This window comes from Streptomyces sp. NPDC041068 (assembly GCF_040647455.1).
In the GTDB taxonomy this organism is placed as follows: domain Bacteria; phylum Actinomycetota; class Actinomycetes; order Streptomycetales; family Streptomycetaceae; genus Streptomyces.
Window position 1 is genome coordinate 262,313 of sequence record NZ_JBEZCG010000011.1, and the last position, 23,388, is coordinate 285,700.

Annotated in this window: 20 protein-coding genes and 1 pseudogene; 11 read left to right on the forward strand and 10 right to left on the reverse strand. The window is 71.5% G+C overall.

The features are described from left to right. Nucleotides 1-15 precede the first annotated feature (15 nt). Nucleotides 16-513, reverse strand: coding sequence for a methylated-DNA--[protein]-cysteine S-methyltransferase (locus AB0B50_RS26100; protein WP_362336870.1), 498 nt, complete (start codon nt 511-513; stop codon nt 16-18). Between the two features lie 180 nt (nt 514-693). On the opposite strand from AB0B50_RS26100, the pseudogene AB0B50_RS26105 reads away from it, so the two are divergent. Both AB0B50_RS26105 and AB0B50_RS26110 read left to right on the forward strand, forming a co-directional pair. Further along, nucleotides 694-2,743: pseudogene (locus tag AB0B50_RS26105) on the forward strand (NADPH-dependent 2,4-dienoyl-CoA reductase). A 54-nt stretch (nt 2,744-2,797) separates the two neighbouring features. Then, on the forward strand, nt 2,798-3,334 hold the full coding sequence (locus AB0B50_RS26110; protein WP_362336556.1) for a PadR family transcriptional regulator: 537 nt from the start codon (nt 2,798-2,800) through the stop codon (nt 3,332-3,334). On the opposite strand, the gene AB0B50_RS26115 is transcribed toward AB0B50_RS26110, so the two are convergent. From AB0B50_RS26115 to AB0B50_RS26130, 4 genes are all read right to left on the reverse strand, one after another. Further along, nucleotides 3,331-4,473: a Gfo/Idh/MocA family oxidoreductase gene (locus tag AB0B50_RS26115; RefSeq protein ID WP_362336559.1), complete on the reverse strand. Its 1,143-nt coding sequence runs from the start codon at nt 4,471-4,473 to the stop codon at nt 3,331-3,333. The two genes, AB0B50_RS26110 and AB0B50_RS26115, sit on opposite strands and share 4 nt — an antisense overlap. Beyond that, nucleotides 4,470-5,243, reverse strand: coding sequence for a sugar phosphate isomerase/epimerase (locus AB0B50_RS26120; protein WP_362336562.1), 774 nt, complete (start codon nt 5,241-5,243; stop codon nt 4,470-4,472). Before AB0B50_RS26120 ends, AB0B50_RS26115 begins: the two co-directional genes overlap by 4 nt. A gap of 253 nt (nt 5,244-5,496) precedes the next feature. After that, nucleotides 5,497-6,000, reverse strand: coding sequence for a hypothetical protein (locus AB0B50_RS26125; protein ID WP_362336565.1), 504 nt, complete (start codon nt 5,998-6,000; stop codon nt 5,497-5,499). A 211-nt stretch (nt 6,001-6,211) separates the two neighbouring features. After that, on the reverse strand, nt 6,212-6,640 hold the full coding sequence (locus AB0B50_RS26130) for a nuclear transport factor 2 family protein (protein ID WP_362336568.1): 429 nt from the start codon (nt 6,638-6,640) through the stop codon (nt 6,212-6,214). A 95-nt stretch (nt 6,641-6,735) separates the two neighbouring features. Between AB0B50_RS26130 and AB0B50_RS26135 the strand changes: the two genes are divergently transcribed. Beyond that, nucleotides 6,736-7,308 (forward strand): PadR family transcriptional regulator, encoded by a 573-nt coding sequence (locus tag AB0B50_RS26135; RefSeq protein WP_362336571.1) that lies wholly within the window; start codon nt 6,736-6,738, stop codon nt 7,306-7,308. A gap of 10 nt (nt 7,309-7,318) precedes the next feature. Here AB0B50_RS26135 and AB0B50_RS26140 read toward each other — a convergent pair whose 3' ends face one another. Beyond that, the gene (locus AB0B50_RS26140) at nt 7,319-8,305 is read right to left on the reverse strand and encodes a fibronectin type III domain-containing protein (RefSeq protein ID WP_362336574.1); all 987 of its coding nucleotides are present in this window, start codon (nt 8,303-8,305) and stop codon (nt 7,319-7,321) included. 190 nt (nt 8,306-8,495) lie between these two features. Here AB0B50_RS26140 and AB0B50_RS26145 point away from each other — a divergent pair, with 190 nt between their 5' ends. Then, a complete protein-coding gene (locus AB0B50_RS26145; RefSeq protein WP_362336577.1) occupies nt 8,496-9,254 on the forward strand; it encodes a glycoside hydrolase family 75 protein in 759 nt (252 codons plus the stop codon). A gap of 49 nt (nt 9,255-9,303) precedes the next feature. Here the strand turns inward: AB0B50_RS26145 and AB0B50_RS26150 are convergent, their stop codons facing one another. The 4 genes from AB0B50_RS26150 to AB0B50_RS26165 all read right to left on the reverse strand — a co-directional run bounded on the left by AB0B50_RS26150 (nt 9,304) and on the right by AB0B50_RS26165 (nt 12,599). Beyond that, on the reverse strand, nt 9,304-9,714 hold the full coding sequence (locus tag AB0B50_RS26150; protein WP_362336580.1) for a PTS fructose transporter subunit IIA: 411 nt from the start codon (nt 9,712-9,714) through the stop codon (nt 9,304-9,306). Further along, the gene (dhaL, locus tag AB0B50_RS26155; RefSeq protein WP_362336583.1) at nt 9,707-10,336 is read right to left on the reverse strand and encodes a dihydroxyacetone kinase subunit DhaL; all 630 of its coding nucleotides are present in this window, start codon (nt 10,334-10,336) and stop codon (nt 9,707-9,709) included. Before dhaL ends, AB0B50_RS26150 begins: the two co-directional genes overlap by 8 nt. Before the next feature lie 56 nt (nt 10,337-10,392). After that, a complete protein-coding gene (dhaK, locus tag AB0B50_RS26160; protein ID WP_362336586.1) occupies nt 10,393-11,385 on the reverse strand; it encodes a dihydroxyacetone kinase subunit DhaK in 993 nt (330 codons plus the stop codon). A 293-nt stretch (nt 11,386-11,678) separates the two neighbouring features. Continuing rightward, nucleotides 11,679-12,599, reverse strand: a complete 921-nt coding sequence (locus tag AB0B50_RS26165; RefSeq protein WP_362336588.1) for a hypothetical protein — start codon at nt 12,597-12,599, stop codon at nt 11,679-11,681. Between the two features lie 512 nt (nt 12,600-13,111). Between AB0B50_RS26165 and AB0B50_RS26170 the strand changes: the two genes are divergently transcribed. The 7 genes from AB0B50_RS26170 (at nt 13,112) to AB0B50_RS26200 (ending at nt 23,322) form a co-directional block, all read left to right on the forward strand. Next, a complete protein-coding gene (locus AB0B50_RS26170; RefSeq protein WP_362336591.1) occupies nt 13,112-13,327 on the forward strand; it encodes a matrixin family metalloprotease in 216 nt (71 codons plus the stop codon). A 343-nt stretch (nt 13,328-13,670) separates the two neighbouring features. Then, a complete protein-coding gene (locus AB0B50_RS26175) occupies nt 13,671-14,921 on the forward strand; it encodes a matrixin family metalloprotease (RefSeq protein ID WP_362336594.1) in 1,251 nt (416 codons plus the stop codon). A gap of 194 nt (nt 14,922-15,115) precedes the next feature. After that, a complete protein-coding gene (locus AB0B50_RS26180; RefSeq protein WP_362336597.1) occupies nt 15,116-17,470 on the forward strand; it encodes a galactose oxidase-like domain-containing protein in 2,355 nt (784 codons plus the stop codon). 206 nt (nt 17,471-17,676) lie between these two features. Then, the gene (cseB, locus tag AB0B50_RS26185) at nt 17,677-18,420 is read left to right on the forward strand and encodes a two-component system response regulator CseB (RefSeq protein WP_362336599.1); all 744 of its coding nucleotides are present in this window, start codon (nt 17,677-17,679) and stop codon (nt 18,418-18,420) included. A 5-nt stretch (nt 18,421-18,425) separates the two neighbouring features. Next, nucleotides 18,426-19,679, forward strand: a complete 1,254-nt coding sequence (locus AB0B50_RS26190) for a HAMP domain-containing sensor histidine kinase (RefSeq protein ID WP_362336602.1) — start codon at nt 18,426-18,428, stop codon at nt 19,677-19,679. A gap of 258 nt (nt 19,680-19,937) precedes the next feature. Beyond that, nucleotides 19,938-20,702: an ABC transporter ATP-binding protein gene (locus tag AB0B50_RS26195; RefSeq protein ID WP_362336873.1), complete on the forward strand. Its 765-nt coding sequence runs from the start codon at nt 19,938-19,940 to the stop codon at nt 20,700-20,702. Nucleotides 20,703-20,751: 49 nt separating this feature from the next. Continuing rightward, nucleotides 20,752-23,322: an FtsX-like permease family protein gene (locus AB0B50_RS26200; protein WP_362336605.1), complete on the forward strand. Its 2,571-nt coding sequence runs from the start codon at nt 20,752-20,754 to the stop codon at nt 23,320-23,322. Nucleotides 23,323-23,388: the final 66 nt, after the last annotated feature.

Consider the following 23,388-nt stretch of genomic DNA (forward strand, 5'->3'; position numbering starts at 1 on the left):
CGCCGCCCCTCGTGGTCACGCCGCCTCCAGGTCCAGGAGCCGCTGCTTGCGCTCCAGGCCGCCCGCATAACCGGTCAGGGAGCCGTCGGCACCGATCACCCGGTGGCAGGGGCGTACGACGAGCAGCGGGTTGCGGCCGACGGCGGTGCCCAGGGCGCGGACGGCGGCCCGGGAGAGGCCGAGCCGCTCGGCGAGCCGTCCGTAGGTGGTCGTGGTGCCGTAGGGGACCGAGTCGAGGGCGTCCCAGACCTTGCGCTGGAACTCGGTGCCGGTCCTGGTGGCGTACTCGATGTCGAAGTCGGTGAGGCTCCCCGCGAAGTACGCGCGCAGCTGTGCGGTGATCGCGTCGAACGCCTCGTCGTCGCGGACCCAGCCGTCCCGGACGACGGCGCCGCCCTTCTGGCCCGGCATGGACAGCGAGGCAAGGGCGGTGCCGCCCTTGGCGGTGGCCGACTCCTCGCCCACCAGAAGCAGCTCGCCCAGCGGGCTGTCGATCGTCGTGTAGACGGTCATCGGACCGGTCATCGGACTCTCCTCAAGCGTTCGGTTGCTGCCTCAAGTCTGCGTCTCGCGCGAGGTCGGGGCTGGCGGGATTCGGACATCGCGCTGAGGCCTGCCCACGTCGGGCAGGAGACTCCGCTCACGCTTTATGCAACTAGTTGCACAACGGCTTCGGCCTGGTCTACAACTGTTCTGTGGACATCGCGTACGGAGGGGCCGCATGAGCCGATACCCGAACCTGCTGAACCCGCTCGACCTGGGCTTCACGACCCTGCCCAACCGGGTCCTGATGGGTTCCATGCACGTGGGCCTCGAAGAGGCCCCGAACGGCTTCGAGCGGATGGCGGAGTTCTACGCGACCCGCGCACGCGGCGGCGTCGGCCTCATCGTCACCGGCGGCATCGCCCCGAACGAGCTCGGCCGCCCCTGGGACGGCGGCGCCAAGCTGACCACGGAGGCGGAGGCGAAGGAGCACGCCGGCATCACCGCGGCCGTGCACGCCGAGGGCGGGAAGATCGCGATGCAGATCCTCCACTTCGGGCGGTACGCCTACCACGACAAGCTGGTCGCGCCGAGCGCCCTGCAGGCGCCCATCAGCCCCTTCGTGCCGCGCGCCCTTGAGGACGACGAGGTCGAGCAGACCATCGAGGACTTCGTGCGCGCCGCCGAGCTGGCCAAGCTCGCCGGGTACGACGGCGTCGAGATCATGGGCTCCGAGGGCTACCTGATCAACGAGTTCATCGCGGCCCCCACCAACCAGCGCACCGACCGCTGGGGCGGCGCCTACGAGAACCGCATCCGCTTCCCCGTGGAGATCGTCCGCCGCACCCGCGAGCGCGTCGGCGCGGACTTCATCCTCATCTACCGCCTCTCCATGCTGGACCTCGTCCCCGGTGGCTCCACCCTGGAGGAGGTCGTGCACCTCGCCAAGGAGATCGAGGCCGCGGGCGCCACCATCATCAACACCGGCATCGGCTGGCACGAGGCCCGCATCCCCACCATCGCGACGTCCGTGCCGCGCGGCGCGTACACCTTCGTCACGAAGAAGGTCATGGGCGAGGTCTCCGTCCCGCTCGTCACCACCAACCGCATCAACACCCCCGAGATCGCCGAGCAGTTGATCGCGGACGGCGCCGCCGACATGGTGTCCCTGGCCCGCCCGCTGCTCGCCGACCCCGACTTCGTCGCCAAGGCGAAGGCCGAGCAGTCGGACGCCATCAACACCTGCATCGGCTGCAACCAGGCCTGCCTGGACCACACCTTCAACCTGCAGATCACTTCCTGCCTGGTGAACCCGCGCGCCTGCCACGAGACCGAGCTCGTGCTCTCGCCCACCCGCACCAAGAAGCGCATGGCCGTCGTCGGCGCGGGCCCCGCGGGGCTCGCCTTCGCCGTCTCGGCGGCCGAGCGCGGCCACGACGTCACCCTCTACGACGCCGCCTCCGAGATCGGCGGGCAGCTGAACGTCGCCCGCCGGGTCCCGGGCAAGGAGGAGTTCGACGAGACCCTGCGCTACTTCCGCACCCAGCTCGAACTGCGTGGCGTGCACGTCGAGTTGAACACCGTCGTCACGGCCGAGCAGCTCAAGGAGGCGGCGTACGACGAGGTGGTCGTCGCCACCGGCGTCACGCCCCGCACCCCCGAGATCCCCGGCATCGACCACCCCAGCGTCGTCGGCTACCTCGACGTGCTGCGCGACGAAGCCCCCGTGGGCGAGCGGGTCGCGATCATCGGCGCGGGCGGCATCGGCTTCGACGTCGCCGAGTTCCTGACCGACGGCGGCGACAAGGCGAGCCTGGATGCGGCGACGTACTTCCGGCAGTGGGGCGTCGACATGGACTACCAGGGCCGCGGCGGTCTGACCGCGCCCCAGCGGCCGAAGCCGCCGCGCGCCGTCCACCTCCTGCAGCGCAAGACGTCCAAGGTCGGCCAGGGCCTCGGCAAGACGACGGGCTGGATCCACCGCACCGAACTGCGCCACCGCGGCGTCACGATGGTCGCCGGCGCGCAGTACGACCTCATCGACGACGCGGGCCTGCACATCACCGTCGACGGCGAGTCCTCGGTCATCCCGGTCGACACGGTCGTCCTGTGCTCGGGGCAGGAACCGCGCCGCGGTCTGTACGAGGAGCTCGTCGCGGCCGGGGTCGAGGCCCACCTCATCGGGGGCGCGGACGTGGCGGCCGAACTGGACGCCAAGCGCGCCATCAAGCAGGGCACGGAGCTGGCGGCCGCCCTGTGAGACCGGCGCCCGGCACCACCGCGTGCCGGGCGCCCTGTCCCTAGGATTGCCCCCATGTCACTCCCGCACGCGATCCTCACCGCCCTCTTGGAGAAGCCGTCGTCGGGCCTGGAACTGACCCGCAGGTTCGACAAGTCGATCGGCTACTTCTGGTCGGCCACGCACCAGCAGATCTACCGCGAGCTGGGCAGGCTGGAGCGCGAGGGGGCGATCCGCGCGCTGCCCCGGCAGGGGGCGACGCGCGGGCAGAAGAAGGAGTACGAGGTCCTGCCCGCGGGCCGCGCCGAACTGGCCCGTTGGACGGCCGAGAGCCAGGACCCCAAGCCGCCGCGTGACCCCCTCCTGCTGCGGCTGCGTGCCGCCGCGGTGGTCGGCACGGCGGGCATCCAGGAGGACCTGCGCCGCCATCTCGCTCTGCATCAGCGGCAGTTGGCCGAGTACGAGGAGATCGAGCGGCGCGACTTCCCGCCCGAGAAGGACGCCGTCGAGGACCGGCTGCGGCATGTGGTGCTGCGGGCGGGCATCGACCTGGAGACGTTCTGGACGCAGTGGCTCACGCGGGCGATCGAGGAACTCAGGGAGCCCGGCTAGCCGAGCGTCGCCTCCTTCGGGTCCCACCCCTCCGGCAGCGGCCGCGGCGGCACGATCTGCGTGGTGAGCGGGACGAACTCCGAGCGCTCCGAGGAGTGCGCGACGGCCGTCATGGCCTGCAGGACGTGCAGGGCGAGCGCGCCGGACGCCCGGTGGGCACCGCCGCAGCGCAGGGCCCGCGCCATGTCGACCACGCCGAGGCCGCGCCCGTCGGTCCGCCCCCGCACGGGCAGTTCGCGCCACTCGCTCGCGCCGCTCGGCAGCAGCTTCAGCGGTCCCGCGAACGTGTTCGGGTCGGGCACCGCGAGGGTGCCCTCGGTCCCGGTGATCTCGAAGCGGATGCGGGGGAGCGCGGAGTCGAAGCTGAACGTCGAGTCGGCCCGCACCCCGGAGGCGAACTCGACGAGCGCCGTGACATGCGTCGGCACATCGACGGGGAAGGTCTGCCCCGCCTTCGGGCCCGAGCCGACCGTGCGCTCCACCCGCGCGCGTGCCGCCGTCGCGGCCACCTGCGACACGCCGCCGAACAGGGCGACGAGCGAGGTCAGATAGTAGGGGCCGAGGTCGAAGAGCGGTCCCGCGCCCGGCTGGTAGAAGAACGCGGGGTCGGGGTGCCAGGCCTCGGGGCCCAGGCCCTGCGTCACGGTCGTCGCCGCCACGGGGGCGCCGATGTGCCCGGCCGCCACGGCCCGCAGCGCCGACTGCAGGCCCGCGCCGAGGAATGTGTCCGGGGCGTTGCCCACGAGCAGCCCCCGCTCCGACGCCTCGGCGAGCAGCTTCTCCGCCTCGGCGGGGGCGAGCGCGATGGGCTTCTCGCCGTAGACGTGCTTGCCCGCGCGCAGTGCGGCCGTCGCCACCTGCGCGTGCGCGGCGGGCACGGTGAGATTGACGACGAGTTCGACCTCGGGCAGGGCGAGCACCACCGCGGGATCGCCCGACACCGGTATGCCATGGGTGCGGGCCACGGCGGCCGCCCGTGTCACGTCGAGGTCGGCGACGGCCACGACCCGGATGTCCGGGAAGCCGCTCAGCGTACGCAGGTACTCGGCGCTGATGACGCCCGCGCCGACGACGGCGACGCCGACGGGCCCCGAGCCGGAGGCGGCTCCGGAGGCGGCTCCGGGGGCTTTCGAACTCACGCCGCCTCCAAGGAGGTTATGTAGGTGCGGCTCGCCGCGAGCTCGTCGAAGAGGGTGTCCGTGCCGCCCGCGCAGGAGTCGAACTCGACGATCCGCCAGGCGTCCGGCGCGGCGGCGAGGATCTCCGGCACCGGCATGGTGCCGCCGCCGACCGCCACGTTCGGGTCCTCCTTCGTGCCGGGCCCGTCCTTGAGGTGCAGGGCCCGCACGCGGTCCCCGAGGCGGCGCAGCAGTCCCGGCACCTCGGCGCCGCCGACCGCGGCCCAGTAGGTGTCGATCTCCAGGAACACGGCGGGATCCAGGAGTTCGGCGAGGATCTCGACGGCATGGCGCCCGCCGCCCTGGCCGTTCCCGTCGCCGAGCCGGGGCTCGACCTCCCACCAGTGGTTGTGGTAGCCGATGCGGATGCCGTGCCGATCGGCCTGTTCCGCAAGGGAGTTGAGCCGCTGCGCGGTCCGCTCGAGCCCGTCGCGCGAGGTGAACTCCTCGGGCGGGATGCCCGCGGGGACGATCGCGAGGTCGGTGCCGAGCGTGGCCACCGCGTCGAGGACGTGTCCGGGCTCGGGACCGAGGAGCTGGACGGCGTGCGTGCCGGAGACGGTGAGCCCGAGGTCATCGACGATACGCCGCAGCCCCTTGGGGTCGCCCAGGATGTCGTACGCCTCCACCGCGCCGTACCCCAGACCGGCCAGGCGGCGCAGCGTCCCCTCCCGGTCGGCGGTGAACTGGTCGCGCACGCTGTAGAGCTGAACGCTGAGCGGTCGTGTCATGGACGCGCCCTCCCTGTCGGCTGGGAGGACGGTAAGTCGGTTCGGTGGGGTGGGCAAGAGTGCCTGGGGGTCCAGAAGTGCCTGAGAGCCCAGGAGTGTCTGAGGGCCCAGGAGTGTCTGAGGGTCCAGGGGTGCCTGAGGGGTCAGGGGACCTGAGGGTCCAGGAGTGCCTGGCGGTGCATGACACTGCCGCCCACCCGCCGTGACGGCGAGTGGGCGGCAGTGGTGGTGCTCCTGTCGTCGGTGCCCGGGATCAGGTCCGGCCCGCGGCACCGCGGCGCCGCAGGTACCAGAAGCCGCCGCCCGCGGCCGCGGCCACCAGGGCCCCGCCGCTGACGAGGGTGAGCGTGCCCCGGTCCTCGGTCCCGCCCCCGAGTCCGCCACGGACGCCGCGCGAGGGCGCCGTCGTGGAGGAAGCCGTCGGCGTGGTGCCGACGGTGACGGTCCGAGGCCCGACCGACGAGCCGTCCTTGCAGGTGACGAGCACGGTATAGGTGCCGGCGCTGACGTTCCGCCAAGTACCGCTGCCGTTGGCGAGTTCGACCTGTTGGCCGCCGGCGAAGCTGGCATTGGCGCTGCCCATCAGCGACGCCGTGCCGCCGTTGACGCACGCGGCGGTGGTGACCTGCACGGTCGAACCGGTGGCGGTCACGCTGATCCCGCCGCCCGCGAACGCCGATGGAGCACCAAGGGCCAGCGGCAGCGCGGCGGTGGCGACGGTCAGGCCGGCACGGACACATATCTGAGTAGTACGCATGAGTCTGCCCTCCGGTGGCACGGGAGGCGGTACAACCCATGCGCCGCCGAGAATCGGGGAACGCCCGTGCTACCTGACGACGAGTCAATGGGCCCGCGCCGGGTCCCGCATGCGGACGACCGCCGGGCAGGTGACGGAATCCATCGTCCGGCGCACAGAGGACCTGATTGGCCGTCACCTCGGTGTCTGATCCACTGTCACCTCGGCCGCGTCACGGGGCGGGGACGAGGCCTGCCGCGACGAGGCCCTCGTGCACCGCCTGGCCGAGCGTCCGGACCGCGGACTGCGGGCGCACCATCACGGTGAACTCCTTGATCCGGCTGTCCTCGTCGAAGTGCAGCAGGTCGATGCCGTGGATCTCCTTGCCGTTCACGGTCGTACGGAAGAGCAGGACGTCCGACTCCGCCTCGCTGCCGTCGGCGCTCGTGTGCGCCCGGCCCGCGTACGAACCGACGTACCGGAAGTCCTCGAACGTCCGCAGCAGGACGCCGAAGAGCCCGAGCACCATCGGGCGGCCCTCGAAAGGCGTGAACTTCACCGGGCTGTAGAGGCGGACGTCCGGGGTGAAGAGCTTCTCCAGGGCGTCGAGGTCGCCCTGCTCGACGGCAGTGCGGAAGCGTGCGGCGGTGGGGTGCGTCATGGATACTCCCAAGTTCCATAGTCAAGAATCTGAGTAGTCAGATCGATGACTATGATGGAGGTACGAGGCGGCGCAAGGGAAGGGGACACCGGGCGATGGCTCTGCGGCACGCGGTGCTCGCGGCACTGCTGGACGGTGAGTACAGCGGCTATCAGCTGGCCAAGGGATTCGACATCGGCGTGGCCAACTTCTGGCACGCGCTGCCCCAGCAGCTCTACGCCGAGCTGGCCAAGCTGGAGTCCGAGGGTCTGGTCGCGGGGCGCGAGGTGGTCCAGGAAGGCCGCCCGAACAAGCGCCTTTTCAAGGTCACCGACGAGGGCCTCGCCGAGATGGAGTGCTTCGCCGCCCGCGCCGCGAAGCCGTCCTTCATCCGCGACGACCTGCTGGTGAAGGTGCAGGCCGTGGACGGCGTCGCCGCCGCGCCCGTGATCGAGCAGCTCACGGAGCGCGCCGCGATCGCCGACGCGAAGATCGAGGTCCTGGAGAAGCTCCTCGTGAAGCTGCGCGGCGGCGCCGACGAGGAGGGCTTCCTGCGCACCGGGGAGCGCGTCGGCCCCTATCTGACGTGTCTGCGCGGGCTCGCCTTCGAGCGGGAGTCCCGCGACTGGTGCCGACGCGCGGCGGCGCTGCTGTGCGAGCGGGCCGCCGCCGCGGACCGGCGGAGCTGAGCCCCGGGCCTCAGGGACGGCCGGTGGTCACCGTCCGCTCGGGGGAGTAGCCGCCCCAGGTCCCGTCCGGCAGCTTGGGGCGGATCTTCACGCGGTGCCGCTCACCGGACTGCCTGCCGATGTAGAAGCTGTGGTCGGCCTTGTCCTGCGGCGCGGTGCCGCCGAAGACGAGCGAGGTGGCGGTGCGGCCGTCCAGCTGGATCTGATACTCCGTCACCGCGCCGCCGGTGCGCGGCGGTGTCCAGGACAGGTCGATGTAGTACGCCCCGTCCTTGCTGTGCGTGCTCGCGCGGAAGCCGGTGGGTGCCGTGCCGCGCCCCGAGTCCTTGCCCGCCGCCGTGGTGAGGCGGACCTCGCCGCTGGCGGGCGAGAAGTTGTCGGCGGCGTCGCGCGCCTTGACCGTGAAGGTGTAGTCGGTGCCGGGGCGCAACCCCGTGACCAGCGTCGCGGTCTGCTGCCCGCCCACGCTGTGGATCTTCGTGCCGCCCTGGAAGATCTCGTACGAGGCCACACCCCTGTTGTCCGACGACCTGCCCCACGAGAGCATCGCCGCCCGGCTCCCCTCCGCCTCGCCCTTCAGGGCGGCGGGCCGGGTCGGTGGCTTGCGGTCGGCGGCGGCCGCGGCGGGCGTGGTGACCGAGAGCTTCCTGCTGTCCTCGCTGACGTTCCCCTCGGCGTCGCGGGCGCGCACGGTGAAGGTGTACGTGGTGGACGGCTTCAGGCCGACGACGTCCACCATGTGTTCCCCGCCGGGCACTTCCTTGACCTTCTCGGCGTCCCGGTACACCTCGTAGCCGGTGACCTCGGTGTCGTCGGTGGCCTGGTTCCACATGACGTGCGCGGTGGTGGCGCTGCCCGCCTGCACGGTCAGACCCCGGGGTGCCGCGGGGGGCCTGGTGTCCTTGCCGTCCTCGCCGCCCCACGCGCAGCCACCGAGCGTGGCCGTGGTCGCGGCCATGACGGCAAGCAGGGTCACGGGGGTGGACAGGTGGGGCATCCGTCGCACGGCGCTGCCTTCCACTCGACGGCATTGGTCCGGACCTATTTGACACGGGTGACGGGGGCACATCAAGAGGCGGGCGTGCGCCGTACGGACCCAGAACAGTGGACGGAGGGTACGACCGGGCACAGATTGGGATATCTGGCCTACAAGCCGTCAGTTTGTCCCCTATGAAGGGTTTCTTCACGTGCGTACCAGAACGGTGGCCCTGGCCACCGCTGCCGGAGCCGCTCTGCTCGCCCCTGCCTCGTACCCCGCCGCGGCGCAGCAGCCGACGGCCGAACCGGTCGTCGAGTTGCCGGAGACCAGGGCGAGTTCACCAGCGGCCAGGGCCGGTTCAGCGGCCGCTCCGGTCAGGGAGGGCTCGGTGCGGGCCGCCGATCTGCTGGCGGCGACGCGCTCCTGCAAGCAGATCTCGCACGGCAGGTTCCGCACCGACGACGGCGCCCGCGCCTCGGTGCCCGTGTGCGGGGCGCGGGGCGCGGTCTTCTGGAAGGCCGACATGGACATCGACTGCGACGGGCAGCCGACCAAGGCCTGCAGCCGCCGCACCGACCCGCTCTTCTTCCACGCCACGGCCTTCCAGCAGTCCGACGGCCGCCAGCTGAACGCGGAACGTCTGCCCTACGTCGTCGTGCCGGGCCCCAGCCGCCGCTGGAACCACGCCGAGCACGGCATCACGGGCGGCACCGTCGCCGCCGTGATCCACCGCGGCAGGGTGCAGTACGCCGTCGTCGGTGACACCGGTCCCACCGACCTCATCGGCGAGGCGTCGTACGCGACCGCCAAGGCGCTCGGCATCCGGCCCGACCCGAAATCGGGCGGCGTCGGCTCCGGCGTCACGTACGTCTTCTTCAAGGGGCCCAAGGCGAAGCCGATCGAGAGCCACCGGGCCGCGGTCGCGCGGGGCGACGCGCTGGCCCGGCAGTTCGTGCGACGGAACTAGCGCACCTCGTTGCTCGGGGATTCACGCCTTCCGGTAGGTGTACGGGGGCTCACGCCTTCCGGTAGGTGTACGCCTCCTCGGCCGCCGCCTCCACCGCGGCGAGGTCGGCGCCGGCCGACGTGGTGACCACCGCCGCCACCGCGCCCTCCAGGAACGGGGCGTCCACCAGGCGTGCCCCGTCCGGGAGTTCGTCGCCCTCGGCGAGCAGCGCCTTCACCGTGAGGACGGCGCTGCCGAGGTCGGTGAGCAGGGCGACGCCCGCGCCGCGGTCGACCCGCGCGGCGGCCGCCGAGATCAACTCGGCGCTCGTGCCGAGCCCGCCGTCCTCCGTGCCGCCCGCGGCCGCCACGGGCGCGGTGTCGCCGCCACCGGCGAGGCCCGTGGCGAGCGCGGCGACGGCTTCGGCGACGGGGCCGCTGTGCGAGACGAGGACGACGCCGACCAACGGTCCGTTAGCCATGGCCGCCCTCCCGTGATTCGCCGCCCTCGGCGGCGGTCTCGGCGAGCGCCTCGAAGAGCAGGGCCGAGGAGGTCGCGCCGGGGTCCTGGTGTCCGACGCTCCGCTCGCCCAGATAGCTCGCGCGGCCCTTGCGGGCCCGCAGGGGAATGGTGGCGAGGGCGCCCTGGAGCGCGGCCTCCCGTGCCGCGCCGAAGGAGTCCGGGAGCCCGTCGACCCCGGGGACGAGCGCGTCCAGCATCGTCTTGTCGCCGGGCGCCGCCCCGCCGAGCGCTGCCACCGCGTCGATGCCGGTGCGCAGGGCCTCGGCGAACCGCGCCTCGTCGACCTCGCGGGCGTCGCCGAGCGCCTTGCCGGTACGGCGAAGGAGCGTGCCGTACAGCGGGCCCGACGCCCCGCCGACCGTCGAGATCAACTGCCGCCCCGCCAGCGTCAGGACGGCCCCCGGCGTGTCGGGCGCCTCCTTCTCCAGCGCGGTCACGACGGCGGTGAAGCCGCGCCGCAGATTGCTGCCGTGGTCGGCGTCGCCGATGGGCGAGTCCAGCTCCGTGAGCCGGTCCGCCTCGCGGTCGACGGCCGCCGCGGCGGCCGTCAGCCAGCGGCGGAAGAAGTGGGCGTCGAGCACAGGATCTCCTTGCGTCGGCGGTGACGTGATCGCGTACCGGACAGAGCCTGAGGTCCTCAGGCTCCCCAGCGCAGTGCGGGCGTACGGACCGGGGCGTCCCACAACTCCAGTGTCTCCTCGTCGATCTGGCACAGCGTCACCGAGGCCCCTGCCATGTCGAGCGACGTCACGTAGTTGCCGACGAGGGTGCGCGCCACGGCGACGCCGCGCTCGGCGAGGACGTCCTCGACCTCGGCGTTGAAGCCGTACAGCTCCAACAGGGGAGTGGCCCCCATGCCGTTGACGAGCAGGAGCACCGGATTGCGCGGCCGGAGATCGTCCACCACGGCGTTCACGGCGAAGTCGGCGATCTCGCGCGAGGTCATCATGGGGCGCCGCTCGCGCCCCGGCTCGCCGTGGATCCCGATGCCCAACTCCAGCTCACCGGAGGGCAGTTCGAAGGTCGGGCTGCCCTTGGCCGGCGTACTGCACGCGCTGAGCGCGACGCCGAAACTCCGGGAGTTCTCGTTGACCCGCCGCGCGATGGCCTCCACCCGCTCCAGCGGCATGCCCGCGTCGGCGGCGGCCCCCGCGATCTTCTCCACGAAGAGCGTGGCGCCGGTGCCGCGCCGACCGGCCGTGTACAGGCTGTCGGTCACCGCCACGTCGTCGTCGACGAGCACCTTGGCCACCTGGATGCCCTCGTCCTCGGCGAGCTCCGCGGCCATGTCGAAGTTGAGCACGTCGCCCGTGTAGTTCTTCACGACGAACAGCACGCCCGCACCGCTGTCCACGGCGGCCGCGGCCCGCACCATCTGGTCCGGCACCGGCGAGGTGAAGACCTCCCCGGGACAGGCGGCGGACAGCATGCCGGGCCCCACGAACCCGCCGTGCAGCGGCTCGTGCCCGGACCCGCCGCCCGACACCAGGGCGACCTTTCCCTCGACGGGGGCGTCCCTGCGTACGATCACGCGGTTCTCGACGTCGATCGTCAACTCGGGATGGGCGGCGGCCATCCCGCGCAGCGCGTCGGTGACGACGGTCTCGGCGACGTTGATCAGCATCCTCATGGTTACCTCCTGGCGAGATCGGCAGCTGGGTTGCTGAGCTGGTCCTTGCGGGTCGGGCTGGGAGCTTCCGGTCGGCGATCTTGGTGGTCGGGGCCGGTGCGGAGCCGGAACTCCCCGTGTGGATGGCTTCAGTTGAGGGTGTACCCGACTGCTGGCCGGGTGGCGACGGGCACGCCGTGCGACGGAACCGGTATTGAGTCACGGAGAACAAGAACGAGCACCCGGACATCAAGCTCTCCGGGTGCTCGTGGGCTGAGCGGAGGGGGCGGGAGCAGCGCATCGCCCGTGGGCGACTACGAGGGCCTGCCAAGGGCCGCGGTCACGGCGTTACGCATATGACGGCTGCGCAGATAGCCGCAGGGTGCGTGGTTGTTCGGCGAGGGGTTGTCCACCACTATGTCGGCGATCAGCTTTCCCTCGGTCCTGAAGTCGTCGGCCAGGGTGGTGTCCAGCGTGACGAGGTCGAGAGGGTCGGCGAAGTTCGCCCACAACCGTACGGGGGCGGGGACCTGTAGGGGGCGGGAAACGACGTCCTGGATTTCGGTGTATCCCAGGGGGGAGCCCAGCGTGACGAGCAGCGGGACCTCCTTCTCGGTGAAGTCGGCCTCACTGAGCACGTCGTAGGCGACGACAGTGCCCAGGCTGTGGCTGATCACGGCCACGGGCCCGTCGGCGGCGGCGAGGGCAGTGCGCAGTTGGTCCCTGATCCTCTCCCGGGCGCTGGTGAAGAAGTACCCGTTGGCGTCCGGGATGAGGTGGCGCAGCAACTGCCGCAGCAGGAAGCGGCGGAGTGGGCCGGGCAGCGGCAGCAACTCGGCGACGCCGGCCTCGGGGCGGGCGCTCGGGGTCGGGGCGAGGCCCGTTGGGCTCGCGGCGCGGGCCGCCATGCTGATCGTCAGGGAGAGGGCCAACTCCTGCCCGTCTGGGGCCATCTTGCCGAACGTTTCGCGAACTTCGGCGTCCTCGAGGAGCGCGGTATCGGCGAACGCGGCGGACGCGAGCGCCCCCAACGCACCGCTCGCGTCGCACGCATCGGCCGCGATCGCGGCCGGGCGGTCGTGCAGCAGGTCGGCGTAGTAGACCATCCGCGTGCGCTCTCCCATGTCCCGCTCGAACAAGTCCTCGTCCCATGCGCGCTTGAGGTCCGACTCCAACGGTTTGTTGCCAGCGCCATGCACATAGATGAACGTGGTGGCATTTGCGTTGAACTCCATAGCGGAAATCTTCCTTCCCGTTTTCCGGGGCAGAGTTCGGTCGCGGGGAGCATCCCGCTCGGGGAACTCCCGGTCAACACGCCACAAAACGTAATGAAGTCAACGGTAGTTGCTCGTTGAGTGCGCTCGTTACCCCTGTGGGAGCGGGAAGGGAATAGCCACTGGCGCTCGACCCGAATGATCCCGTGTCTACTGCGAGAGTGCGTGGCAGTTTCCCGCCGCCCTCGACCCTGGCGAGTCGCCCTCGACCCTGGCGGAGTCGCCCTCGAATCCTCCCAGGGCTCGGTGGTCATCCGTGCGTGCCAGGCGATGGCCCGGCCGCGTTGCGGGCATCGATGCAGGGCGTCAACGCAGCCCTGATATCGACCGCCTGGGGCGCTGGGTATCAGAGGTTCCGGTGGCGCTCCGTGAGGCCTTATGGGAAGTCGACATTGAAATCCGCTTCGGTGTGCTTGACCGTAGTGATGCTTTCCCGTTCGGTGGGCCGGAGGCGTTCTCGTGTACGCGTTCTCGTGTACGCGTTCTTCCCGCCGTCGAATGCGGGAGTGGTGGGCGAGGACGGGCATTTCGACGAAGGCGAGACCTGGCAGGAGGGATTCGCCGGACAGGGCTTCGATCTGTTGACGGGCATGCTGCTCGAATTCGGTCCCTCGCTGGGACTGGACCACACCTCGGTGCCCAGTTCGACGAAGAACCCCTTCTGCCCGCACCGCCGGACGGGTTGCTGACGAGCTCTGCACTTCAGCCTGCTCGACCGGGCGCCGGACGACGCGGGCCTGGTCTCATTCCGACCAAGGACGTGCAGTTGGGCGGAGGGCGTGGGCCAACGTCTGCCCCGCAGGTGTCGCCAGCCGTGTGCGTGATGCGCGATGCGTGATGCGTGACAGAAGAGACAGTGGAAGAGGGGGGGAGACGATCGCGCCCAGCCACAGCGACACCACCAGTTCAAGGGCCCTTTCTGGCCGAATGGAGATGGGGCATCTCGGCCTCTTCACGCCATCCGCACCCCGGAGGACCGTGATGGGCATCACAGGGCCACCGGTGGGGCGGGCCCGCAGGAGGGGAACGATTATGACCAGTGCACGGAGCGGCTCAACCAACTTCATCCAGTCGGTCGACCTGGGAAAGCCCGGAGAGCACATCGAAGGCTTGGAACGGGTGCAGGTCTACCTGAACCGCTACGGCTACCTGGCAGAGGGCGGCTACCAGCCCGGCACGCTCGACGCGGTGACCTCGTCCTCGCTCCAGAAGTACCAGCGGTTCTTCGACCTCCCCGACACCGGGGCGTTCGACGAGACGACCAAGGAGCAGATGACTCAGTCGCGGTGTTTGATGCCCGACCTGTGGCAGGGCGTGGCGTTCGCCCGCACCTGCGCATGGGACAGGTGGAGCCTCAGCTACACGATGGACACGGGAACCGAGGACTGCTTCGGGGAGTTCCTTGCCGTCCGGAACGCCTTGGCGACCTGGGCAGCTGCCACACCGCTGACGTTCACTGAGGTCGGTGTCGACCAGACACCCGACATCCGTATCGGATGGCGCCCGGCCAACGACCCCGATCACAGCATGGTCGGCGGGGTCCTCGCGCACGCCGACTTCCCCCCGAACTGCTCGATCGTCACCACTACCCTTCCCAAACCAGTGCACTTCGACGACACCGAGCACACCTGGTCGATCGGCGCGGTGGCGGGCGCGTTCGATGTCGAGACGGTGGCTCTCCACGAACTGGGCCACATACTCGGCCTTGGGCACTCCAGCGTCAGTGGCGCGGTGATGCAGCCGACCATCGCCCCTGGCGCAGTCAAGCGCTCGCTGACCGACGACGACATCACCGGAGTGACGGGCAACTACCCCACGCAGAGCGACTGGCGGTGGTGCAACAAGTGCCAGGGCCTGTTCTTCGGGCCGCAGGCGGCCGCGTCGCGCTGCCCGGCCGGCAGCACGCACACACCGCCCGCTCAGTCCGGCAGCGGCCGATACCTTCTGGCGCACGGCCTCCCGGCCACCACCGGATGGCAGAGCGACTGGCGGTGGTGCAACAAGTGCCAGGGCCTGTTCTTCGGGCCGCAGGCAGCTGCGTCGCGCTGCCCGGCCGGTAGCACGCACACACCGCCTGCCCAGTCCGGCAGCGGTAACTACAGCCTGATGCACAACGCCGGGACCGCCCCGGGCCAGCAGAGCAATTGGCGCTGGTGCAACAAGTGCCACGGGCTGTACTTCGAGGACAACGTCGCCTCACCGCCATGCGCTGCGGGTGGCGCCCATGCCCGGCCCAGCCAGAGCGGCAGCGGCAACTACTCCCTGGTCCATCGTGCTTCGTAGGCCCATCGTGCTTCGTGGCCGGGCTGGATAGTTCTGCTTTCGCTGCTTTCGCCTGGCAGCGGACCTCGATCTGACAGAGGCGCGTCCCCCGCGAACCGGGCCGCCGATCCTGCGGGAGGACGGGACACTCATCTGCCCCTGAGGCAGAGGCGGCCGACGAAGGAAGACGGGGGAAGGAAGACGGGGGTGGCCCGATGGCCGGTGGATTCGCAGGGGTTCCGGACTGGCCGCAGGACGGAAATGCCGGAGTGGGCGTAGCGGTGGCCGATCTGGGCGGGACGGGGCGGCTGGATGCTGTCGTCCTGGCCGTCGCAGACCGGCCGGAGCGCAATGCGGGCTACTACCGTGTCGGCCGGGGGCTTGCGGCCGACGGCGCGGTCCGTGGCGGTTGGGGCCCATGGCGGAAGGTGCCCGACTGGTTCTCCTGGCTCACCTCGGACGGTGGCCTGGCGGTCGCCGACGTGGATGGCGACGGGCGACCGGACCTGGTGGTGTTCATGGTGGACGCCCCCCAAGGACCGAACGCCGGTTACTACCGGATCGGGCATGCCCTCGACGCCGACGGCGCGGTCACCGGAGGCTGGGGGCCATGGCTGGAGATCCCCGACTGGTTCTCCTGGCGCAATCAGGGAGCCGACATCGCGGTCGCGGATGTGGACGGCGACGGCCGGCCGGACCTGGTGGTGTTCATGGTGGATGCTCCGGAGGGGCCGAACGCCGGTTACTACCGGATCGGGCATGCCCTCGACGCCGACGGTACGGTCACCGGCGGTTGGGGGCCATGGGCGGCGGTGCCGGACTGGGGCTTCTGGGAGAACCAGGGCGCCGGTGTCACCCTCTCCGACCTGGACGGCGACGGACGCCTTGAGCTCATCGTCCTTGCCGTCGACAACCCGCAGGGACAGAACAGTGCCTCCTGCACAGTGGGTTGGGCCCTGGACGCCACCGGCAGGGCCGCTGAGGGCTGGGGGCCCTGGGCCGCGGTCGGCGGTTGGCGGTTCTGGGAGAACGGCGGTGCGGCGGCCGCCACCACCCATCGGCCCGGCGCAGCACCCGGCGAGCTCCTGATCCTCGTCGCCGACGATCCCCCTGGGGCTCCCGCCGGATACCGGCGCGTCATCGACCTGAGCACCGATCTCGACGACGCGGCGGAACTGGGCGTCTGGCGCCTCATGGACTTCGGCACCGACGTCAACCCGGTCCATGCCGCCCTGTTGCACACCGGGGACGTGCTGTTCTTCTCCGGATCCGGCAACGACCCCGACCGGCTGAACCCGCAGGATTTCCGCACTCGACTCTGGCGGTACCCGACGCCGCGACTGGAGGAGCCCGCCACCCCCATCGACCTGTTCTGCTGCGGGCAGGCGTTCCTGCCCGATGGACGGCTCCTCGCCGCGGGCGGCACCCAGGCGTACGACCCCTTCCGCGGCCTGCGTGACGCGGTCGTGTTCGATCCCGCGACCGGGCAGTGGACGCACGCCCCCGCCATGGCCGGCGGACGCTGGTACCCCGCGCTGCTGGCACTGCCGGACGGACGGGTTCTGGCGGTGTCCGGACTCGGCACGGACGGGAACCTCAATATGCTGCCCGAGGCCTACGACGACTCCGGCAGTCCGTCCTGGTCCACTCTCCCGTCGGCCGGGCCGCTGCCGATGTACGCCCACCTGTTCCTGCTCGCCGACGGCCGGATCTTCTACTCCGGCGGGCAGTACGGGGGCAACAACGGCACACGGCCGCTGCTGTGGAACTCGGCCACGGGTGCGACGGCCACCGTCACCGGCCTGCCGTTCCCCGACATGCGCAACCAGTCCACGAGCGTGCTGTTGCCGCCCGCGCAGGATCAACGGGTGCTCATCGCGGGCGGAGGCGGATACGACATGCACAGCCAGGCCCCAGCCGTGTCCGCAACGAGCATCGCCGACCTCACGGCCACAGCCCCCACCTACCGGGCTGTGGAGCCGATGCACCATCCCCGCATGCACCTGTGCGCGGCGCTTTTGCCCGACCGTACGGTGCTCATCAGCGGTGGGGCGGAAATGGAGGAGGACGCCGACACGGCTGTGCACGACGCGGAGATCTTCGACCCGATGACGGAGAAATGGGTGCGGGCCGCCCGTGCCCGTGTACCGCGGCTCTACCACTCGGTTGCCCTCCTCGCCGCTGACGGCCGGGTCCTGACGGCCGGGTCGAACCCCCAGCGCAAGGCAGAGGATTGGCGCATCGAGGTGTATTCGCCGCCCTACCTCTTCCGCGGCCCCCGTCCGCGACTCGCCCTGTCCACCGAAAGCGGCACATACGGCGGTTCGGTGAGCGCACAGACCGATGTCCCGCCTCGCATCACCAAGATCTCGCTCATCAGGCCCGGTGCCACCACCCACAGCTGTGACAACGAACAGCGGCTCGTCGACGTCTCCTTCGCCGTCGAGCCGACAGGATTGCGCCTCCAGCTGCCCAGCGACAGAAACCTCGCCCCGCCCGGCTGGTACCTGGTGTTCGCCACCGACGGCGACAACGTGCCCTCGTACGGGCAGTGGCTGCGGCTCGCCTAAGGCTCGTACTGCGATCGGCCTGCTCGGGGGCGGGGCAGGCGGCCGAGGAGGAGGTCCGCTCCCGTGCGTACGCGGCCTTCGACGGCGCCGTGTCGGGCGGGTTTGTATCGGCCGCGTATCAGGGAGTGCTCTGTTGCCCATCAGGGAGCGTCCCGCCGCTCATCGGCTGCGCCGCCTCGGCCGATGTCTGGCATATCGTCCTTCGCATGGAAGGCGACCTGAAACCGGCTCCGGCCTCCCCGCTGCCCGTGCGCGTGCTGCTGGTGGAGGACGACGACCTGATGCGCCGGTCCTTCGGCGTCTCCCTGGAGCGGTACGGGTACGAGATGAGGACCGCGCCCGACGGGCTCGCGGGCCTCGAACTCTTCCGCGAGGAGAGCTTCGACCTGCTGATCCTGGACGTGATGCTGCCCGGCCTCGACGGGATCGGCCTGTGCCGCAGGGTCCGGGAGACCAGCCTGGTGCCCGTCCTCATGATGTCCGCACGCGGCGACGGGGTCGACGTCGTGGCCGGTCTGGAGGCGGGCGCGGACGACTACGTGGTCAAGCCCGTGGAGACCGGGGTCCTCGTGGCCCGCATCCGTTCGCTGCTGAGGCGGGCCTCCTACGCGCCCGCCCCGGGCCCCGGACAGGACACGGCCGAAGGGGCGCAGGCGCCCGACGAGGACGTGCTGGTCTTCGGCGACCTGGCCATCGACACCGGCGGCATGGAGGTGACCCTCTCCGGCAGACCGGTGGCACTGACCCCGACCGAGCTGAAGCTGCTCCTCGCGTTCGCCGCCCGCCCGGGTGTCGTACTGGAACGGCACACCCTGCTGCGGGACGTGTGGGACTACGGCTGGGACGGCGACAGCCGCGTCGTGGACCTGTGCGTGCAGCGGCTGCGCAAGAAGCTGGGCCGCGACCGGATCGAGACGGTCCGCGGCTTCGGCTACAAGTTCAGGCGCTGAGGCCGGTGCGCCGCCTCACTCGGCCGCGGCCGGTCCGCGTGCCCCTGCGCTGGAAGATCGCCGCGCTGGCCGCGGCCACGGCCTGCATGGTCGCGCTCGCGGTGGGCGTCCTGGTGCACGTGTGGACCGCATCGGACATCCGCTCCCGGAGCGAGATGCAGGTGACGAACACGCTGTACGAGGCCATGGACGTCTACCGGCGCACCGGCACCCTCGTCGGCGGCGCCGAACTCGACCCCGCCGATCTGCCCGCCTCCCTGCGCGCCCCGACCGACGGCGAGCGGCACACCGCCTACGACGACTCCGTCGACACGTACGGGGTGGGCCCGACCGCCTGGGCCGCCCAACGGGTCGCCGGGCCGGACAGCCAGGTCCTCGCCGTGTCGCTCAACGAGGGCCCGATGCGCTCCACGCTGCGCCGGCTCGACGCGACCATGGCGGTGGCCTCGCTCGCCGCCCTCGCGGCGGCCGTGCCCCTCGCGGTCTACGGAGCCGGGCTGCTCGGCCGCAGGCTGCGGCGGGTCTCGGAGACGGCGGAGCGGATCTCCGCGGGGGACCTGGACGCGCGGACCGGCCCCACCAAGGGGCGCGACGAGGTGGCCGAGATCGCCGCCACCGTCGACCTCATGGCGGACAGCCTGGGCCGACGGCTGCGCACCGAGCGGCAGTTCACGGCGGACGTGGCCCATGAGCTGCGTACCCCTGTCGGCGGCCTGCTCGCCGCCGCCGACCTGCTGCCGCCCGGCGAGACCGAGGACCTGCTGCGGGCCCGGGTGCGCGATCTGCGCGGTCTGGTCGAGGACCTCCTGGAGATCTCCCGCCTCGACGCGGGCGCCGAACAGCCGGCCCATGCCCGTGTCCCGCTCGACGCGGTCGTCTTGGAGGCCGTGGCACGCACCGGCTTCGACACCGACGTCACCGTCACCGACACCGACGCGCCGACCGTGGAGACCGACCCGCGCCGCCTCGAGCGGATCGTCGGCAACCTCGTCGTCAACGCCCACCGGCACGGGGCCGTCCCGGTGCGGGTCACCGTCGAGGGCCGCACGGTCGTCGTGCGCGACCACGGCCCCGGCTTCCCCCAGGACCTGCTGCGCGAGGGACCGCGCCGGTTCCACACGGGCGCGAAGGAGCGCGGCTCGGGGCACGGCCTCGGACTGACCATCGCCCTGGGCCAGGCACGGCTCCTCGGCGCCGAACTGCGCCTGGACAACGCCCCGGACGGCGGCGCGGTCGCCACTCTGCGGCTGCCGGACTGACGGCCCGGCAGCTACGTAGGACTCATAGACCTCGTACACCTCGTACAGCTCGTACACCCCATACGCCCCGTACACCTCGTATGCCTTGTACGCCTCGTACGCAGAACCGATACGAGGCGAAGCGGTCGCCGATACATCGCCGCTCAGGTCCTGATACCTCCTCCGGACACCTTTGGTGTGCGCCGTCCACATCAGCGGACGCGGACGGCCATCGCACCCGAAGCCCTCCGAAGAGGAGTCCTCGTGACCGCCCCACCCCTGGACACGTTCACGCCGCACCCGACCGGCATCGCGGCAGCCGTCACCGACCTCTCGAAGGTCTACGGAAGCGGAGACACCCGCGTCGTGGCCCTGGACCGCGTCAGCGTCTCCTTCCGGGAGGGCGAGTTCACCGCGATCATGGGTCCTTCCGGGTGCGGCAAGTCCACGCTGATGCACTGCGCCGCGGGGCTCGACTCCTTCAGCTCCGGTTCCGTGCGCATCGGCACCACCGAGCTGGGCACGCTCGACGACCGGCGGCTCACCGCGCTGCGCCGCGACCGGATCGGCTTCGTCTTCCAGGCGTTCAACCTGATGCCGACGCTGACCGCCCTGGAGAACATCACGCTGCCGCTGACCATCGCGGGGCGCCGCCCCGACCGGCAGTGGCTCGACCACGTGGTGTCCATGGTCGGCCTCTCCCAGCGCCTCGGCCACCGGCCCGCGCAGCTGTCCGGCGGGCAGCAGCAGCGCGTCGCCGTGGCCCGCGCCCTGGTCTCACGCCCGGCGATCGTCTTCGGCGACGAGCCGACCGGCAACCTCGACTCCCGAGCGGGCGCCGAAGTCCTCGGCTTCCTGCGCGACTCCGTACGCGAGTTGGGCCAGACGGTGGTCATGGTCACCCACGACCCCGTCGCCGCGGGCTACGCAGACCGCGTCGTCTTCCTCTCCGACGGCCGCCTGGTCGACGAGATGGCCCGGCCCACCCCGGACCGGGTCCTCGACCGGATGAAGGAGTACGACAGCGGGGCCCGCACGAGCTGACCCGGCCGCCCGTATCCATCGAGCCCACCACCCCAGGACCCGTATCCCCATGTTCCGTACCGCCCTGCGCAACGTGCTCGCGCACAAGGCCCGCCTGGTCATGACCGTTCTCGCGGTCTGTCTGGGCGTCGCCTTCGTCTCCGGCACCCTCGTCTTCATGGACTCCTCCGCGGCCGCCCAGCGCGCCGCCGCGTCGAAGAGTTTCGCGGACATCGCCGTCACCGTGACCCCGAAGGACCCCCCGCCGGGCGCCGCCCCCGACCGGCGCGCCGGAGTGCTCGACGACGCGCTCGCGCACAAGCTCGCCGGTGTGCCCGGCGTCTTTGCCGTGCGTCCGACCGCCGACGGCTCGGCCGTCCTGAACGACGCGGACGGCACCCCGATGCGGGCCGACGACGCATGGGCGCACCAGGGATCCGCGTACGTACCCGGCAAGGACGGCAAGGACAGCCGCCATCCGCTGCTCGATGGCCGTGCCCCGCGTGACGGCGGCGAGATCGCCGTGGACAGGGGCACCGCGGCCGCCGGTGGCTTCCGCCTCGGCGACAAGGTCACGGTGGCCACCGAAGGGCCGGTCATGACCAAGCGGCTCGTGGGCATCGTCTCCACCGAGGACACCCGGGTGACCGCGGGCGGCACCCTCGTCCTGTTCGACAAGGCCACGGCCCAGCGGCTCTTCGCGTCCCCCGGGCACTACACCGGGATCGACCTGTCGGCCGCGCCCGGCACCGCCGAGTCCGAGCTCGCCGAACGGGTCGCCGCGGTGCTCCCCGCCGACCGGGCCGAGGCCACGACCGGCACCGCCCAGGCCCAGCAGCAGTCCGTCCTCGTCGACACCCTGACCCGGGGCAACGCCAAGATGGCGACGGTCTTCGCCGGAGTCGCGCTGTTCATCGGCTCGTTCCTCATCATCAACACCTTCACGATGCTCGTGACGCGGCGCACCCGCGAGATAGCCCTGCTGCGGGCGATCGGCGCCTCGCGCCGTCAGGTGGTCCGCTCCGTCCTCCTCGAAGCCCTCCTGGTCGGCCTCGCCGCGTCGGTGGCGGGGTTCCTGCTCGGCCTCGGCATCGCCTCCGTACTGCCCGACGTCCTCGGCACCGACGCCGATCCGCAGCCCGACGGGCCCCTGGTGATCGGCCCGGGACCCGTCGTGGCGGCGCTCGTCGTGGGCGTGGGCGTCACCGTGCTCGCCGCGTGGCTGCCGTCCCGCAGAGCGGCGAGGATCGCGCCGGTCGAGGCGCTGCGCACGGCCGAACAGCCGCCCTCCACCGGCCGGTCCAGGATCCGTGGCGCGGTGGGATGCGCCCTGCTCGTGCTCGGCGCCGGTCTGCTGGTGTCGCTCACCGGGGCGAAGGACGCCTCGGAGGAGAACCTGCGGAACGCGATGCTCGGCTGCGCCGTCCTCGTCGTCGCCGTGATCGTCCTCGCGCCGCTGCTGTCCTCCCCGGTGATCCGGCTGACCGGGCGGCTCACGAGCCGGTTCGGTGTCGCAGGACGTCTCGCGCGGGAGAACGCGCTGCGCGACCCGCGGCGTACGGCGGCCACCGCCGCCACCCTGCTGATCAGCACGGCACTGGTCGCCGGGCTCGCCGTCATCGGCAACTCCACCGGGCGGGCGCTCGACCGTCAGGCCGCGGCCGGCCTCGGCGCCGAGTACGTCATCGGCACCCGCTCCACCACGACCGGCATCGACCCCGCCGCCGTGCGCCGGGTCGCCGAGACCCCGGGGGTACGGACCGCGGCCGCCGTCACGGACACCACGCTGTTCACCGGTGGCATGGTGCGGGACCTCACCGGTGTCGACCCGGACACCGCGGGCGCCACCATGAAGCTCGACTTCGTCAGCGGCTCCCTCGACGACCTCGGGCCGGGCAGGATCGCCGTCTCGAGCACCCTCGCCCGGGAACAGGGGGTGCGTACGGGTGACAAGCTCAACGCCCGTATGGGCGTGGGCGGGGACGAGGACTTCGCGCGGTACACCGTCGTGGGCGTCTACCAGGACAACCCCACCGCCCATGACGCGCTGGGTGCCCTGAGCGAGGTGCGGCGGCACAGCTTCGAGCCGGGCTCCGTCCAGCGGATCCTCGTCCGTACCGAGGACGGCTCGCTCTCGACGGCCACCGAGGAGCGGCTGCGTACGGCCGTGGGCAGGAGCCCGCTGCTCAAGGTGCAGGACCGGGAGGAGCTCGTCCGCGAGGCCGCGGGCACGATGGGCGGACTGCTGACCCTGATGTACGGGCTGCTCGCCATCGGCGTCGTGATCAGTGTGCTCGGCATCGTGAACACCCTGGCCATGTCGGTCTCGGAGCGGACGCGCGAGCTCGGCATGCTGCGCGCCATCGGCATGGACCGCGCGGGAATCCGGCGGATGATCCGCCTGGAGGCGGTGACCGTCGCCGCCTTCGGCACGCTTCTCGGCCTGGCGGTCGGTCTTTTCGGGGCATGGGCGGTCGGCGCACTCGCGGGCGGCGCGGTGGAGCAGTACGCGTTGGCGCTGCCCTGGGGGACGCTGCTCGGCGTGTGCCTGGTGTCGCTGGTGGTCGGCGTGGTTGCGGCGGCGCTGCCGGCCCGCAGGGCGGCCGCCATGAATCCGCTGGACGCCCTCGCGCAGGAGTGACGTACAACCCCTGAAGGAGCCCCGGCCGGTGGACGGCCGCGGGACGGCCGTGGACGTGAAGAGTCC

Coding starts and splice junctions, on each gene's coding strand:
- AB0B50_RS26100 (WP_362336870.1), bottom strand. CDS start 513: ATGACCGTCTACACGACGATCGACAGCCCGCTGGGCGAGCTGCTTCTG.
- AB0B50_RS26110 (WP_362336556.1), top strand. CDS start 2,798: ATGTCACTCCCGCACGCGATCCTCACCGCCCTCTTGGAGAAGCCGTCG.
- AB0B50_RS26120 (WP_362336562.1), bottom strand. CDS start 5,243: ATGACACGACCGCTCAGCGTTCAGCTCTACAGCGTGCGCGACCAGTTC.
- AB0B50_RS26125 (WP_362336565.1), bottom strand. CDS start 6,000: ATGCGTACTACTCAGATATGTGTCCGTGCCGGCCTGACCGTCGCCACC.
- AB0B50_RS26130 (WP_362336568.1), bottom strand. CDS start 6,640: ATGACGCACCCCACCGCCGCACGCTTCCGCACTGCCGTCGAGCAGGGC.
- AB0B50_RS26135 (WP_362336571.1), top strand. CDS start 6,736: ATGGCTCTGCGGCACGCGGTGCTCGCGGCACTGCTGGACGGTGAGTAC.
- AB0B50_RS26140 (WP_362336574.1), bottom strand. CDS start 8,305: ATGCCCCACCTGTCCACCCCCGTGACCCTGCTTGCCGTCATGGCCGCG.
- AB0B50_RS26150 (WP_362336580.1), bottom strand. CDS start 9,714: ATGGCTAACGGACCGTTGGTCGGCGTCGTCCTCGTCTCGCACAGCGGC.
- dhaK (WP_362336586.1), bottom strand. CDS start 11,385: ATGAGGATGCTGATCAACGTCGCCGAGACCGTCGTCACCGACGCGCTG.
- AB0B50_RS26165 (WP_362336588.1), bottom strand. CDS start 12,599: ATGGAGTTCAACGCAAATGCCACCACGTTCATCTATGTGCATGGCGCT.
- AB0B50_RS26175 (WP_362336594.1), top strand. CDS start 13,671: ATGACCAGTGCACGGAGCGGCTCAACCAACTTCATCCAGTCGGTCGAC.
- AB0B50_RS26180 (WP_362336597.1), top strand. CDS start 15,116: ATGGCCGGTGGATTCGCAGGGGTTCCGGACTGGCCGCAGGACGGAAAT.
- cseB (WP_362336599.1), top strand. CDS start 17,677: ATGGAAGGCGACCTGAAACCGGCTCCGGCCTCCCCGCTGCCCGTGCGC.
- AB0B50_RS26200 (WP_362336605.1), top strand. CDS start 20,752: ATGTTCCGTACCGCCCTGCGCAACGTGCTCGCGCACAAGGCCCGCCTG.